General features: G+C 68.5%; 17 protein-coding genes and 1 pseudogene. 4 read left to right on the top strand and 14 right to left on the bottom strand.

Annotated elements, in window-relative coordinates; translation table 11 throughout:
* Positions 1–122: 122 nt before the first annotated feature.
* Positions 123–521 (bottom strand): hypothetical protein, encoded by a 399-nt coding sequence (locus tag ACFZDK_RS50130; RefSeq protein WP_390984531.1) that lies wholly within the window; start codon positions 519–521, stop codon positions 123–125.
* Here ACFZDK_RS50130 and ACFZDK_RS50125 point away from each other — a divergent pair.
* Positions 509–688, top strand: coding sequence for a hypothetical protein (locus tag ACFZDK_RS50125; RefSeq protein WP_390984529.1), 180 nt, complete (start codon positions 509–511; stop codon positions 686–688). The genes ACFZDK_RS50130 and ACFZDK_RS50125 overlap by 13 nt on opposite strands.
* Positions 689–847: 159 nt before the next feature.
* Here the strand turns inward: ACFZDK_RS50125 and ACFZDK_RS50120 are convergent, their stop codons facing one another.
* The 5 genes from ACFZDK_RS50120 to ACFZDK_RS50100 all read right to left on the bottom strand — a co-directional run bounded on the left by ACFZDK_RS50120 (position 848) and on the right by ACFZDK_RS50100 (position 3,905).
* Positions 848–1,003: a Chromate resistance protein ChrB gene (locus ACFZDK_RS50120; RefSeq protein ID WP_390984527.1), complete on the bottom strand. Its 156-nt coding sequence runs from the start codon at positions 1,001–1,003 to the stop codon at positions 848–850.
* Positions 1,004–1,047: 44 nt separating this feature from the next.
* Complete coding sequence (locus ACFZDK_RS50115; RefSeq protein ID WP_390984525.1) at positions 1,048–1,623, bottom strand: TIGR00730 family Rossman fold protein; 576 nt, start codon at positions 1,621–1,623, stop codon at positions 1,048–1,050.
* Entirely contained in the window at positions 1,620–2,543 is a 924-nt protein-coding gene (locus ACFZDK_RS50110; protein ID WP_390984523.1) for a nitrilase-related carbon-nitrogen hydrolase, read from the bottom strand. The genes ACFZDK_RS50115 and ACFZDK_RS50110 overlap by 4 nt, the downstream gene beginning before the upstream one ends.
* A 262-nt stretch (positions 2,544–2,805) precedes the next feature.
* On the bottom strand, positions 2,806–3,309 hold the full coding sequence (locus ACFZDK_RS50105; RefSeq protein WP_390984520.1) for a GNAT family N-acetyltransferase: 504 nt from the start codon (positions 3,307–3,309) through the stop codon (positions 2,806–2,808).
* Positions 3,306–3,905 carry a TetR family transcriptional regulator C-terminal domain-containing protein gene (locus tag ACFZDK_RS50100; protein ID WP_390984518.1) on the bottom strand — a complete coding sequence of 200 codons (600 nt, stop codon included), beginning with the start codon at positions 3,903–3,905 and terminating at the stop codon, positions 3,306–3,308. The genes ACFZDK_RS50105 and ACFZDK_RS50100 overlap by 4 nt, the downstream gene beginning before the upstream one ends.
* Positions 3,906–4,394: 489 nt before the next feature.
* Here ACFZDK_RS50100 and ACFZDK_RS50095 point away from each other — a divergent pair, with 489 nt between their 5' ends.
* On the top strand, positions 4,395–5,159 hold the full coding sequence (locus ACFZDK_RS50095) for a GNAT family N-acetyltransferase (RefSeq protein WP_390984681.1): 765 nt from the start codon (positions 4,395–4,397) through the stop codon (positions 5,157–5,159).
* 49 nt (positions 5,160–5,208) lie between these two features.
* On the opposite strand, the gene ACFZDK_RS50090 is transcribed toward ACFZDK_RS50095, so the two are convergent.
* The 3 genes and pseudogenes from ACFZDK_RS50090 to ACFZDK_RS50080 form a co-directional block, all read right to left on the bottom strand.
* The gene (locus tag ACFZDK_RS50090; protein ID WP_390984515.1) at positions 5,209–6,084 is read right to left on the bottom strand and encodes an IS5 family transposase; all 876 of its coding nucleotides are present in this window, start codon (positions 6,082–6,084) and stop codon (positions 5,209–5,211) included.
* A 148-nt stretch (positions 6,085–6,232) separates the two neighbouring features.
* Positions 6,233–7,511 (bottom strand): annotated as a pseudogene (locus ACFZDK_RS50085) (IS701 family transposase).
* Positions 7,512–7,693: 182 nt separating this feature from the next.
* Positions 7,694–7,981, bottom strand: a complete 288-nt coding sequence (locus ACFZDK_RS50080) for a hypothetical protein (RefSeq protein WP_390984513.1) — start codon at positions 7,979–7,981, stop codon at positions 7,694–7,696.
* Between the two features lie 47 nt (positions 7,982–8,028).
* On the opposite strand from ACFZDK_RS50080, the gene ACFZDK_RS50075 reads away from it, so the two are divergent.
* Entirely contained in the window at positions 8,029–9,060 is a 1,032-nt protein-coding gene (locus ACFZDK_RS50075) for a nucleotide kinase domain-containing protein (RefSeq protein WP_390984510.1), read from the top strand.
* A gap of 36 nt (positions 9,061–9,096) precedes the next feature.
* Here the strand turns inward: ACFZDK_RS50075 and ACFZDK_RS50070 are convergent, their stop codons facing one another.
* The 4 genes from ACFZDK_RS50070 to ACFZDK_RS50055 are packed head-to-tail and all read right to left on the bottom strand — an operon-like array spanning position 9,097 to position 11,497.
* A complete protein-coding gene (locus ACFZDK_RS50070; RefSeq protein ID WP_390984508.1) occupies positions 9,097–9,897 on the bottom strand; it encodes a hypothetical protein in 801 nt (266 codons plus the stop codon).
* 42 nt (positions 9,898–9,939) lie between these two features.
* Positions 9,940–10,836, bottom strand: coding sequence for an ImmA/IrrE family metallo-endopeptidase (locus tag ACFZDK_RS50065; protein WP_390984505.1), 897 nt, complete (start codon positions 10,834–10,836; stop codon positions 9,940–9,942).
* On the bottom strand, positions 10,833–11,240 hold the full coding sequence (locus ACFZDK_RS50060; protein WP_390984502.1) for a helix-turn-helix domain-containing protein: 408 nt from the start codon (positions 11,238–11,240) through the stop codon (positions 10,833–10,835). The genes ACFZDK_RS50065 and ACFZDK_RS50060 overlap by 4 nt, the downstream gene beginning before the upstream one ends.
* Entirely contained in the window at positions 11,237–11,497 is a 261-nt protein-coding gene (locus ACFZDK_RS50055; RefSeq protein WP_390984500.1) for a phosphopantetheine-binding protein, read from the bottom strand. Before ACFZDK_RS50055 ends, ACFZDK_RS50060 begins: the two co-directional genes overlap by 4 nt.
* Before the next feature lie 123 nt (positions 11,498–11,620).
* On the opposite strand from ACFZDK_RS50055, the gene ACFZDK_RS50050 reads away from it, so the two are divergent.
* The gene (locus ACFZDK_RS50050) at positions 11,621–12,499 is read left to right on the top strand and encodes a MazG nucleotide pyrophosphohydrolase domain-containing protein (protein ID WP_390984497.1); all 879 of its coding nucleotides are present in this window, start codon (positions 11,621–11,623) and stop codon (positions 12,497–12,499) included.
* 112 nt (positions 12,500–12,611) lie between these two features.
* On the opposite strand, the gene ACFZDK_RS50045 is transcribed toward ACFZDK_RS50050, so the two are convergent.
* On the bottom strand, positions 12,612–13,112 hold a 501-nt coding region (locus tag ACFZDK_RS50045; RefSeq protein ID WP_390984495.1), incomplete at its 5' end, for a ferredoxin.

Below are 13,112 nucleotides of genomic sequence, written 5' to 3'. Positions count from 1 at the left end.
CTGCTCCGCTGCCGTGACGTGCAGACGAGTGCGGGGCCGCCGGCTCGGTTCGCGGCTTGCCGCCACGAGGGCCGGGACAGACAGCCGGGGTATCGCCCGGATGTCCCGGCGCCGGGGCGGGGTCAGCCGATCCCGGTGACCTGCAAGGCCGTGGTCCAGTTGGTCTTGATCGCGCTGCGGGCCGCGGACAGGGTGATGGTGCCGGCGCACACGGCGTTCTTCAGCTTCGTCTCCACGCCGTCCTTGGAGTGCGCGGTCTGGGAGCCGGAGTAGGGCTCGGGCCACAGGTTCCCCGTGGCACGGGGCGCGCCACCGAGTTCGAGGGGGACGAGGTGGTCCTCTTCGTAGTCGGCCAGGTTGGTGTCGGCGTAGCCGTAGTCGATGACGCCCTGGGCCTTGAGGGGGTTGGTGTACGACGTCGGGGGGCGGACGGTGGCGGTCCAGCCGGATACGCAGATCGTGCTCTGGATGTTCGACTGGGTGACGTCCGGGTTGTAGGCGCCCCGGCGTGCACGAGGCATCCGACAGCGGCAGCCGGGCGGTCGAGCAGGCCGACGCCTGCGCGGTACCGGCCGAAGCCGCGATCAGGCCGGCGGCCGCGATGGCCAGGGCAGTGGTGGTGGCGGTGAAGCGACGCATGCAGGGTCTTCCCGAACTCGGCCCGGGCAGTGGGGGCCCGGGCGGCTGACGGCATCACACCACCACCGACGTCTATGCGAGTAGACACACGGCATGAACACCCGGTGACCTGCACAATCCTGATCTGGCCATGACCCGGACTTTCCGAAGGCAGGTGTTTCACCTAGGAGTTGGGCGTCAGCGGCTGGGGAACGTGCTCCGGCAGGCGTTAGCCGGCGTCGGGGGCGTCAGCCGCGTCGGGAAGGCCGGTGAGGCGGGCAAGGGCGTCGAAGTAGTCGCGGGCGGCGATCTTGGCGAGCCATCTGTCGAAGCGTTCCAGGTCCGCCTCGGACTCCTCGACCTCCGCATAGGTGGCTGATATCAATGTCAGCCGTGGGCCGGTCCGCCCGGGCCCCGAAGAAGGTCGCGTCAAGGTCGGCAGCGCCGCGCCGCAGGCGCCAAAAACTGGCGTGGTAGAACACCATCCTCGAGGTAGGCCAGGGCGTCTTCCGGCTCCTCCACGAAGGAGACCAGCTCGGTCAGCGGGAGCGGCAGGAAGCCCTCCTCCTGCATCCGTCGCAACTGTGCCTCGAAGCCGTCGTAGAAGCCCGCCGTGTTGAGCAGAACCACCGGCTTGTCGTGCAGGCCGTGCTTCTTGAGCTCCAGGATCTCGGTGGCCTCGTCCAGTGTCCCCATCCCGCCGACCATGATCACGAATGCGTCTGCGCGCTCCAGGAGGAGTGCTTTCCGCTCGGCAAGGTCACGGGTGATCACCATCTCGTCCGTGCCCGCGCGCACCTCGGTGGCCAGAAAGTCGACGGTCACCCCGACGAGTCGCCCGCCCGTCTCGTGGACGCCGTCGGCGACGACCTTCATCAACCCGACATCGGAACCTCCCCACACCAAGGTGTGGCCGCCCTTTCCGATCAGTTGGGCAAACTCCCGGGCAGGGCGGGTGTAGCGGTCATCGAGGTCGGCAGCGGAGAGGAAGACGCAGATGTTCACGTGTAGTCCATACGGGTAAGACGCGGTGCGGGCAGGCGGATGAATTCCGTCCGGCTCCGTGGCGGAAGCGGGGACAGCGGGATCCGCTTGCGGGGTTCAAGGGTCGGGTCGCGCAGATCGTCGAGCACGGAGTGTGCGTTGCGGGCGCGGCGCAGGCGGTCCGGGTCGAGGTCGGCGACGAGCAGTTCCCGCCCGTCGGGCCCGGCCTCGGTGACGAGGCGGCCGGTGGGGTCCCAGACGGCACTGCTGCCGCACGCGGCCCAGCCGCCCGTGGAGCCGACGTGGTTGGCCAGCACCGTGTACATGGTGTTGTCGAAGGCCCGGGACGGGAACCACATCCGGGACTCGTAGTAGCCGTTGCCGACGCTGAACAGCGCACCCACCACGTAGGCGTGGCAGCCGTCGAGTGCCGCGGCGCGGGCGTGCTCGGGGAAGCCGGAGTCGTAGCAGACGCCGAGGCCGAGCCGCCAGCCGTCGACGTCCAGCGAGAGCCCGCGGCTCCCGGGACGGTAGACGTCCCGCTCCGTGCGGAAGAGCATCTGTTTGTCGTAACGGGTGGCCCACGTGCCGTCCGAGTCGAGCACGAGGGCGGACACGCTCAGCTCGCCGGAGTCGTGCACGGCTGTGCCGACGATGGCAACGGTTCCGGTGTCATTGCATGCCGTCAGCAGGGGGTCGAGCCGTTCGTCTCCCCTTGCCTGCACGGCGCAGCGTTCCGGGTCGCCGCGGATGAGGTCCGGCTCGTAGCCGGTGAGGAACTTCTCCGGGAAGACGACCACCTGGGCGCCCGAGTGTTCCGCGGCCTCGCGCACCATGGCGGCGGCGGTAGCGGTGTTGGCGACGATGTCACCCGGCTCGGGGCACGCCTGAGCTGTGGCGATGCGCAGGGGACGGGAGGGCAGGGGCACTGTGTGGGTCATGGTGTCGCACCTTTTGTTCAGCGTTGCGGGTCCACGAGTCGGTGTGAGGCGAGTCGGTATCAGGTGGGCGGTGACTGCGGTCCAACTCGGGTTGCGGCCGTTCCGCTCAGGCGCGGACCCGTTCGCGCATTCCGGCGTCGCCGAGGGTCTCGGCTCCCCGCCGCTCCGCGCCGCTGACCTCTTCGGTCGGCAGCGCGACGACGTCCTGGTCCGTGGTGAACACGTATCGGAAGTCGATGTGCCGGTGCTCCGCGGAACGCTCTCAGTCGCCGGCCACCGGGGCGACGCCGTCAGCCGTCGGGACGGGCAGGGGCTTGGCGTAGCAGCGGCTGAGCCGCTTGTCCTCGTACGGCGGATAGTTGGCCATCAAGAGGTAACCGGCGCGGGTGTACAGCGCGATGGCCTCTGGCTGGTGAACCGCCGTCTCCAGGCGCATCTCGGTATGACCCAGTGCGGTGGCGGTGCGTTCCGCCTCGGACAGGAGGCGGGCGGCAATACCTCGTCCACGTGCCTGGGGAATGACGTACATGCGCTTGAGTTCGGCTGCGGTGTCCGGCAACGGAAAGGGCTGCACTGCGCAGCAGCCGACCGGCCGGCCACCGGCCTCGGCGAGCAGGAAGCGTATTCCAGGGTGGATGTGGGAGCCGCCGGTACAGGGTTCGTCGGGATAGCGGGCAGTGAGGTCGGCATCAAGGTCGCGGACCAGCCCCAGAACTCTGGGGTCGTCGGCCGCCGTGGCGGCGATGGTCAGTTCGTCGATGGTCACTGATTGGGGTTCCCTTCCATGATCAGGTCGAGTTGGGTCCGCAGGACGTGGCGCTGGAGGGCAGGCGGATAGGCGTCCGGATCGGTCACCGCATTCAGGGCGAGACCGTCCAGGCAGGAGACGAGGCCGCGTACTCGCACGTCGAGGTCCGCCGTCTCCAGCGGGTCCCGACAGGCGGCATCGACGAGAACGGTCAGACGGCGGATCCAGGAGGCGTGGCTGCGGCGGTGCTCGTCGAACAGCACGGGGTCGTTGCGGGTGGTGAGCAGGAACTGTGACCAGACGACGGCTTCGAGGCGTCGTTCGTCGTCGAGGGGCAGGGCCTGTTCGGCCACGGCGTACAGCGTCTCGCGGGCAGGGGCACCGGCGGGGAAGGCATCGATGCGGGCCGCCATCCGACGATGCATCTCGGTGCGGGCATGGGCCAGCAGCGCCTTTTTGTCAGGGAAGTAGTGGGTGACCATGCCCGTGGTGCAGCCTGCGGCAGCCGCGACAGCGCGCAGTGTCAGCCCTTCCAGGCCGCTGTCCGAGACGACCTGCCATACGGCCTGGGAGAGCGCCTCCCGCCTCTCGTCGTGGTCGACCTGTCTCGGCACCCCGCACCCTTTACATAACAGACGTTGCGTAACAGGCGATACGCTACCACGCGTGAGGGCGGAGGCCCGCTCCTCGGGTGCAGGTCAGGCACCGCCCCCCTTGAGCATGGATGCCCCGGGCAGTCCATGGGGTGAAGGCGTGCGTCTTGGCAGGCTGGAGGCGTGACCGTGACCGATCCGTTGATTTGCCTGGCGCGTCCCGGGGGCGTTTCCGCTGCGGTCGAGCAGCAGGCACTTGACGGCGAAACGGAATTCATGCTGCTCGAGCCCGGCGAGCGCGAACCGCTCCTGTTCCTGCTCGGCGGCCGTCGCCTCCCGGGGCCGACACGGCCACAACGCCCCACGACTAGGCCGTGTATCGAATGTGCTGGTCGCCAGCGCGCCGCTGTCGACGGACGACCTGAAATCGCATGCAATCTTCACCCAGTCATGCTGGGATCAATCGCTATGAACGATCACTTTCCTGATGAAGCCAACTTGATGGACAGGATGGAACGGAACCTGGCGGAGCATGCCTGTCACCTGCACCGGAGCATGAGCGGTGCGACCGTCGCGGAGGCTGGTGACCTCCTGGTTGCGGACAGCGGCCTGGACGACGACACTTTCAACATCGTTGCTGCGGCCCGCTTCACCGCCGCCGACGCTGCTGCACGGATCACCGAGACCATTGAGAAGCTGGTTCGCACCGGTCGCCGTTTCTCCTGGTGGGTGGGGCCCGCCTCGACACCGGCGGACCTCACCACCCGCCTGACGGGGGCCGGTATGCCGGCGTCCGAACGCGAGACGGCGATGTGGGCCGAACTGGACGACATCCTGCCACCGCCTGCCGCCCAGGGACTGGACATACAGACGGTGACCACGTCCGAACAGCTCGCCGACTATGCCACGGTTCTCGCCGCGAACTGGGACCCGCCCTCGGACACCGTCCGCCGCTTCTTCGCCGAGGCCGCCCCGCAGGCACTGGCCGTGCAGTGCCCGGCCCGGTATCTGGTCGGCTACGTCGAGAACCGTCCGGTCTGCTCCGCCGAGGTGTTCCACCACGCGGGAGTTGCTGGCATCTACAACATCTCCACCCTGGCCGCCCACCGCCGGCGCGGCTACGGCGGCGCCATCACACTCGCGGCCCTCTGTACGGCCCGCGACCGGGACCACCGCATCGCGGTCCTGCAGGCATCAGCCGACGGCGAGCCCGTCTACCGCCGCCTGGGATTCCGCTCCTGCGGCCAGTTCACCGAACACGCCGTCAACCCCTGAACCACCTCAGCCCCACTGGCCCTCCACCCGCCTTTCCTGACAGTGCCGGTCACAACCACTCGTTGATCGCCGCTACGAGGACAGTGGCCTCATAGCGGACGGCAAGCTTGTCGTATCGCGAGGCGACAGCGCGATATCTCTTGAGGCGGTTGATCCCGCACTCGACCGCATGGCGCTCGCGGTAGTCGGCCGGGTCGAAGCGCGGCGGCCGACCTCCGCGAGAGCCGAGCTTCTGGCGGTTGCGCGCCTGATCGGCCTTGTCCGGAATGGTGCAGCGGATCCCGCGGCGGCGCAGATAGGCACGGTTCTTGCGGGAGGCATACGCCTTGTCCGCCCGCACGCGATCGGGACGGATGCGCGGCCGGCCCGGCCCGATGCGGGGCACGCGAACCTTCTCCAGCACGGGCTCGAACTGCGGCGAGTCCCCGCGCTGTCCTGCCGTGATCACGAGCGACATGAGCTTCTGACCGTGCTCGATGGCCAGGTGCAGCTTGGTGGTGAACCCGCCGCGCGACCTACCCAACCCGTGATCACGAGGCTCGGTGAAGACACCGCCCGGCGGTTCCTTCTGCAAGTCGCCCCGCTTGCGGGCCCCGGCCGCATGCTGATGGGCCCGGCACACCGTGGAGTCGACGCTCAGGTCCCACGTGATCGCGCCTTTCGCGTCAGCCAGGGACTGGAGCCGGGTGAGGATCCGGTGCCAAGTGCCGTCCCTCTGCCACCGGCGGAACAGATCGTAGACCCGGCCCCACGGCCCGTACTCGACAGGTACATCCCGCCACGGAACACCGGTACGAACCCGGAACCGTATACCGTCGATCAAATGCCGCCGAGGCCACACGGGCGGCCGCCCCGCCCTGGCACCCTTCGGCAACAGCGGCTTCAGCGCCGCCCACTGCTTGTCCGTGAGATCTCCCCGACCCATGAACCGTGATCATTCACAGCGCAAGATCTACTTTCGATACACGGCCTAGTAGGACTCCGTTAGGTTGCTCTGGCTCTTGGGTTTGGGCTGGTGGTGGATGTTCTGGGCAGGGGGCGGTGGCAGGTGGTGCAGGTGCCGGTCCAGCAGTTCAGCAGGTCCTGGATGGCGTCGAGGGTCTGGTAGAGGGTGAGTCCGGTGTATCGGCTTTTGGGGCCAGGCGCTGTTCGGTGAGGAACGCGTGGGCGGCGGTGACCAGGGTGACGTGGTGATGCCACCCGGCCCAGGAACGTCCCTCGAAGTGGTCCAGGCCCAGGCCGTGCTTGAGTTCCCGGTAGTCGTGCTCGATGCGCCAGCGGATCTTGGCCAGGCGGACCAGTTCGGCCGGCGGGGTGTCGGCGGGCAGGCTGGACAGCCAGTAGTCGGTGGGTGCTTCGGCGCCGTCTGGCCATTCGACCAGCAGCGTGACCTCGGGCAGGACACCGTCCCAGTGGCCGCGTTCGGCGGTGGCGGCGGCCTGGGCCAGACGGCGGGCCCGGACCCCGGCCGGCCGCACCCGCAGCGCCAGGAAATGCGAGCGCATCGGCCCGCGGGAGCCTTCCCGCCAGGTCACCTCGGTGAACGCCTGCCGCCCATGACCGGACGCGAGCGCGGCGACCGAGGACGGCTTGTGCCGGTAGCGGGGCTGCGGCCTGCGACCGTTCCCGGACCAGGCCGGCGCGGTGGGACGCGCGTCGTGCGGGTGGACGGTCACGTCCGAACGGATGGCCACGACATAACCGATGCCCCGCTCGCTCAGGCCGTCGCGGAAATCGGCGTTCTGCCCGTAGCCGGCGTCGGCCACCACCACCGGCGGCACCAGACCCCACCCGGCCAGCTCGTCGAAGATGTCCAGGGCCAGACGCCACTTCTCCCGGTGCCCCACCTCTGGCGGCATCCCGGTCTTCTGCCGCCATACCGGATCGTGCGCCCACTCCTGGGGCACGAACAACCGCCACTGCAACGGACAGGACGCCACATCGGAGACCGCGTGCACGCTCACCGCGACCTGGCAGTTGGCCTGCTTGCCCAAAGCGCCGCAGTACTGGCGCGCGACCGCCACCGACATCCGGCCGTCCTTGGGGAACGACACATCATCGACCGCCCAGGCATCCGGGCCGATCTGCGGCACCATCCGCTCCGCGATCCGCCGCCGCACCGGCACCGGATCCCACGTCGACTGGTTCACGAACTGCTGCAGATTCTGCTCGTTGCCGTCCGGCAGCCGCTCCGCCATCGGCTGGATCGACTTCCGCCGCCCGTCCAGCATCAGCCCCCGCAGATAAGCAGTCACCCTTCGCCCGCTGATCCCTGCGCGGCACCGACGCGAACACATCCGCCACGAATAACGCCAACTTCGCCCGAGCACGGTTCACTTCATGTGCGTCCACACCCTCACCATGCCCCCAAACAGGACCGCGAGACAGACCTAACGGAGCACTACTAGGTCTGCGGGACATCCGATCGGCCGCCTGTCGAGGGACGGCCGCATTCAGCCGTGACCTGATGGCGTGTGGTGGCGTTGACCGGGTCACCGAAGGGACTCGGGCGAGAAACCGGAACTGCCCCGGCGTCACCTTCGGGTGCGGGTGCGTCCGGGAGAGCGTACGGACGGCAGGTCCTCGCGCGCGTTGTCCGCTTCGAGAGCATCGGCGGGCATCTGACGGTAGGAATGGAGGAGTTCGGCGATGACGGCGGGACGGACCTCGACCGCCGTCACGAGTGCGGCCAGCACCTGCGAACGCGACGTCTGCTCCCCGGCCGCGGCCGCGGCCCGGACCAGGACGTCCAGCCTCGTGTCCACGTCCTCCGGCCAGTCGACCAGCGTCTTGCGTCGTGGACGCTGCCACAGCAATTCCACACGTCCCCCTCGCTGACACTCATCTATATTGAATATATATTGAGCCCATGGTGACGGTGCTGCAAGAGCGTTCAGAGCAGAGGGTCTTAGACCGCGATCCGGCGAGGAAGATTCGTGTGGCAGGCCGCACGCTGACCTTGACGCCGGTGTTCGACACCTACTGGCGCTTTGCGGCGGCGCGCCAGAAGGTCTATGAGGCGCGGCTTGCCGGGGGAGCGGGACCGTTCACGGATGATCCGATCCTGCAGCGACACCGCTTCACCAACTGCTTCAGGGCCGCCGACCGGGTCAGCCAGGACCTGATCGACGGCGTCATCTACCGGGGCGAGCAGGCGTGGGAGGAAGTCTTCTTCCGGACCCTGCTGTTCAAGATCTTCAACAAGACGTCGACATGGCGGCTGCTGAACGACGCACTGGGAGAGGTGCGGTGGGACGCCTACGACTACCGGGCCTTTGACCGGGTGCTCTCACAGGCCTTCACCGCAGGGCAGCGGTTGTACTCGGCCGCCTACATCGTGCCTCCGCCGCAGCTCGGAGAGGAGCGCAAGCACCAAAACCACCTGCGGCTGCTGGAGATGATGATGAAGGCGGACGCGCCGCAGCGCGTGCTGTCCGCGCCGACGCTACAGGGCGCCTACCAGGTACTGCTGGGCTTCCCGGCGATCGGGCCGTTCCTCGCCTACCAGTTCGTGATCGACCTCAACTACGCGGCCGCGATGCCGTTTTCGGAGATGGACTTCGTCGTCGCCGGGCCCGGGGCACGCGACGGGATCCGCAAGTGCTTCGGGGCGGCGGCCGACGGCATCGAGGCAGACGTCATCCGCTACATGGCCGACACCCAGGACGAGCACTTTGCCCGCCTGGGCCTAACCTTCGCGGGACTGCGCGGGCGCCCGCTGCAACTGATCGACTGCCAGAACCTGTTCTGCGAGGTCGATAAGTACGCCCGGGTCGCCCACCCGGACATCGCCGGGATCAGCGGCCGCAGCCGCATCAAGCAGACCTACCGGCAGCAAGCCGACCCGATGCCCGCCTGGTTTCCACCCAAGTGGCAGCTCAACACCCCGCCCGGGCACTGAGGTTGCCGCACCCACCGCCCGCCGCGCGGTTGGCCGTCATGCCGCGAGACGGCTGGTGCCGGTCAGCAGTGGGCGCAACTGGGTGATCGGGCCGTCCAGCCGGGCGTGGCCGGCCACCACGGTCAGCGTCCCGCAGGCCAGTTCCGCCTGCTGGGCGATATAGGCCAGCAGCCGGCCCAGACCGAGGTAGTTGCCGTAGGCGCGCTCGAACATGAAGTGGCTGCGGTACAGGGCCGCGGCGTGCACCCGCCGGTCGCGGTCCAGCTGGAGGGAGATGTGACTCAGGCAGGGGAAGCCGATGTAGCTGTTGTCCTTCCCGGCGGTGTGGACCAGCAGGTCCGCGCCAGCCTCCTCCGTGTCCATGTCCGTATCCGTGGCTGCGGCCAGGTCGATCTCATACGCGGCGGCTATCTTGGTACCCGCGGCCTGGGCCCGCAGGCGGCTGATGACAATGCCGAGCTGGTCGACGTCGCTCTTGGACACCGCCGGGTAGGACACCAGGCGGCCGAAGTAGGTGCCGCGATGGTTGCCCGGGTACCGCTTGATCACCGGATACATCCGCCGATAGCGCTCGGCGAGGTCATCCGGGCTGGCGCACCGTGCCGCCAGGGCCGCGGGGAACAGGGTGCTGGCCACGGTCTCCAGCGGCCACAGCCCGCGAGCGGTGCGCAGCCGGTCCAGTTCGGCGCGGAACACCGGGTCGTCGCTCGTCGGGTCGGCGATGCGCACCACCGTGTGCAGGCCGGTCCGGTCCGGGTTGTCCTTGCGGTCCAGCTTGTTGCAGGCGGCGACCCAGGCCTGGGTGACGTCGCGTTCGGTCACAGTGAAGGTGTGCATCAGTCCTCCTGACACATACGGGTGTGATCCGGGGAGTCGGGCTCAGGCGGGCCAGGTCTCGTCGACCCCGGCACGCGGGGCTTCGCGCACCACCGTCAGCCGCAGCGCGGCACCGTGCGTCGGCACCGCGACCTCGATCAGGCCCTGCTCGCCCGGTGAGAGTTCGTCGGTCACCACGGCGCTCGCCAGTGGCGTCGCGCCGTCACTGGTCCACGGCTCAAGCCCCTTGGGCAGGATGTCGAAGACCGCGTCGTCCAGGTGCAGCACCAGCACATCGCCCGCGTCGGCGTACACCGTCTGCTCCGCGGAGGCTGCTGTGATCACATGCACCTGGGCGTGCGCGGGCAGTGAGGCCCCGCCCGCCAGCGCACTGCGCAGGCCGGCAGGAGGGATCTTGGACCACTGGCCGGCCCGGCCGGCGTCCAGCAGCCGGAGGTTGACCAGGTGGCGGACGGTTCCGGCGTACGACGTTCCGAGCTCGCGGGCCACCCGGTAGACGTGCTCGGGACGCGACGGCCGGCCCCCGCAGATCCTTCCCAGGGCTGCCCGCACCGCTGGCAGGGGCATCAGGAACCACGCCGCGAACGCCTCCGCCGTCTTCTCCTCCTCGGGCCAGCTGCCGTTGCCCCAGCGCAGCGCGGGATCAAGCTCCTCATCGGCCGCGGTGCGATGGCCCAGCCGGTGATGCCCCAGCTCATGCGCGGCCGTGTGCCGCTGGGTGATGGCGTTCAGCGAGGCGTTCAGCATCACCGCCGGCCCCTTGTCGGCGGGGGAGAAGTACACGCCGAACAGACGGGGCATCGGCTGCGCCATCCCGATCACGTCCGCGGCTCCCAGTGCCCGGTGCACGTGGACGTACTGCGTGCGGTCGATACCGAGGTCTCGGTGCGCCTGGACGGCGGCGATCGACGCGATCCGGTGTGCTAAGACCCAGTTCACGCCGTCGGACTCCCGCCGCCGGCGTCCTGCTCCTCACGTTCTGCCGCCCGCCGCAGCGTGAGGTACTCGGCGAACTCCAGCACAGTCTTTGCATCCCCGTCGGTGAGCTGGGCCAGCGCCCGCGGCAGACCGGCCAGCGCGTACTCGCCGGCGTCGGCGTCCTTCTCCTCGGCCAGGAAGTAGGCGACCGGCTGCCGGTACAGACGCGCCAGCTTCTTCAGCTCCAGGCTGTCCACCCGCCGCTCGCCGCGCTCGATGTCACTGATGGCCGAGCGGGGAATGCCGGTGGAGTCCGAGACGAACTGCTGGGACATGTTCAGATAGTCGCGGGTCTTCTTCAGCCGTTCACCGAGCCGCACCAGCTCCGGATCACGGTCACGGCTGTCGGATGGGGGAGGGGTCATGACTGCTGCCTTTCAACGATGGCGTCCAGTACCGCCGCGGCGAATGCCCGCACCGAGCCGGTGGCCTGGGCCGCTTCCCGGTCGGCGGGAATGGCGACGTGGTAACGCTCCTCAATGCGCGTGAGAATCTCGACCACCAGCAGCGAGTCCACGGGCAACTCCCGACCACCCTGCTCCAGTTCAGAACGGAGCTCATCGGGCGATACGCCCTCGTACTCGGCGAGGAAGTCGATGACGACCGAGGTGATGTCGTCCATGCTCGGTGTGTCTGTGTTCGACAACTCTCCCCAATCGTCTGCATTTCCAACGACACTGTCGTAGCATACGACAAGCTGTCGGGAAAGCCAACGGGGTTGTCCCAAGATCAGACAGGTGTGAGTGTGGACTTCAAGCGCTACCAGGAAGCGGCCGTCAAAACCCTCCAGCCCCCCACCGAGGGCACCGATCCCGTCCTCGTCCCCCTTCTCGGCCTCGCCGGCGAAGTCGGATCCCTCACCACCGCCTACAAGAAGTTCCTGCGCGACGGGCCCGCCTTCGAGCAGGGCAAGCACCAGTTACGCGAAGAACTCGGCGACGTCCTGTGGTATGTCGCCGCTCTCGCCCACCGCTTCGGGCTCGACCTTGACGACGTCGCCGCAGCCAACCTCGAGAAGACCAAGGACCGCTGGCGCACCACACCTCACGACGAGCACGCCCCCTTTGATGCCGGCTCTCCCGCCCACGAACAGCTGCCCCGGCAGACCACACTGACCTTCACGCCCACCACGACCGACGACGGCCGCTCCGTCGTCATCCTCACCCGCGAAGACGGAACCCCCGCCGGTGACCCCCTCACCAGCGCCTCCCACGTCGAAGACGACTACCGCTTCCACGACATCTTCCACCTCGCCCACGCCACCGTCCTGGGCTGGTCCCCCGTCACACGCTTCCTCCTGGGCCGCAAACGCAAGAGCGACCCCCGCACCGACGAAGCCGAAGACGGCGGCCGCGCCATCGCCATTGAAGAAGGCATCTCAGCCCTCGTCTTCTCCTACGCCGCCCGCCACCGCTACCTCGCCGATATCAAGCACATCGACCACGAGCTCCTCGCCACCATCGGCCACATGACCGCCCATCTGGAAGTCAGCATCTGCCGCGCCGCGGACTGGGAACACGCCATCCTCACCGGCTACACCGCCTGGCGCCAGCTGCGCGGGCAGAACGGCGGCATGATCCATCTCGACCTCGACCAGCGCACGCTCACCGTCACCCGGCACTGACAGCTGTGCCGTTGGGGAACACTCCTGGTCCGGGGTGTTCCCCAACGCCCGCTCGGACAGTGCGGCGTCTCCAGGACGGCACGCATCCGTGTTCCGTGGTCCCCTTTCCCTCTCAGACCTTGCCACGAGGCTTGCGGCCCTGGGACAGGACCGGCAAGTCGCGCGGCGAGGCTTGCGGGGGTGTGTCGTCCTCGAGACGCAGGGCGAGCGCCGGGCAGCGGCGCACCGCACGCACCGCCTTCTCCTCCGCATGGCGCGGCACCTTTGCCTGCGCCACCGTCGGGAAACCGTCCGCGCCGAGTTTGAAGACCTCCGGGAGGATGCCCGCGCACAGACCGTGGCCCCGGCACAGAGCCCAGTCGACGTAGATCTTCTTACGGCTGCCGCCATCGCTGTCTTCGGGCCCTGCACTGCCCTGGACGCCGGTGGTCTTGCCGTCCTCGAAGAGTGGCAGAACGCCCTCCACGGGCCGTCCGCAGCCGTTTCCGAGGACGTGCGAGGCCAGGTCGTCGGTGAATGCCTTGATCGTCGACTCCAGGAACATCGCGGAGCCGTCCGGGTGCGAGCAGGCGCCGCGCCGCTTCACGTTCTTCGCGACCTGCTTGAGCGCCTC

It is taken from the genome of Streptomyces sp. NPDC007901 (assembly GCF_042959465.1).
Taxonomy (GTDB): Bacteria; Actinomycetota; Actinomycetes; order Streptomycetales; family Streptomycetaceae; genus Streptomyces.
This window is presented reverse-complemented; position numbering and strand designations above follow the sequence as displayed.

Bases quoted from the DNA above. Each gene is read 5' to 3' on its own strand.
- ACFZDK_RS50095 (WP_390984681.1), top strand. From the start codon at position 4,395: ATGGAACGGAACCTGGCGGAGCATGCCTGTCACCTGCACCGGAGCATG.
- ACFZDK_RS50110 (WP_390984523.1), bottom strand. From the start codon at position 2,543: ATGACCCACACAGTGCCCCTGCCCTCCCGTCCCCTGCGCATCGCCACA.
- ACFZDK_RS50090 (WP_390984515.1), bottom strand. From the start codon at position 6,084: ATGGGTCGGGGAGATCTCACGGACAAGCAGTGGGCGGCGCTGAAGCCG.
- ACFZDK_RS50055 (WP_390984500.1), bottom strand. From the start codon at position 11,497: ATGGACGACATCACCTCGGTCGTCATCGACTTCCTCGCCGAGTACGAG.
- ACFZDK_RS50060 (WP_390984502.1), bottom strand. From the start codon at position 11,240: ATGACCCCTCCCCCATCCGACAGCCGTGACCGTGATCCGGAGCTGGTG.
- ACFZDK_RS50070 (WP_390984508.1), bottom strand. From the start codon at position 9,897: ATGCACACCTTCACTGTGACCGAACGCGACGTCACCCAGGCCTGGGTC.
- ACFZDK_RS50130 (WP_390984531.1), bottom strand. From the start codon at position 521: ATGCCTCGTGCACGCCGGGGCGCCTACAACCCGGACGTCACCCAGTCG.
- ACFZDK_RS50075 (WP_390984510.1), top strand. From the start codon at position 8,029: ATGGTGACGGTGCTGCAAGAGCGTTCAGAGCAGAGGGTCTTAGACCGC.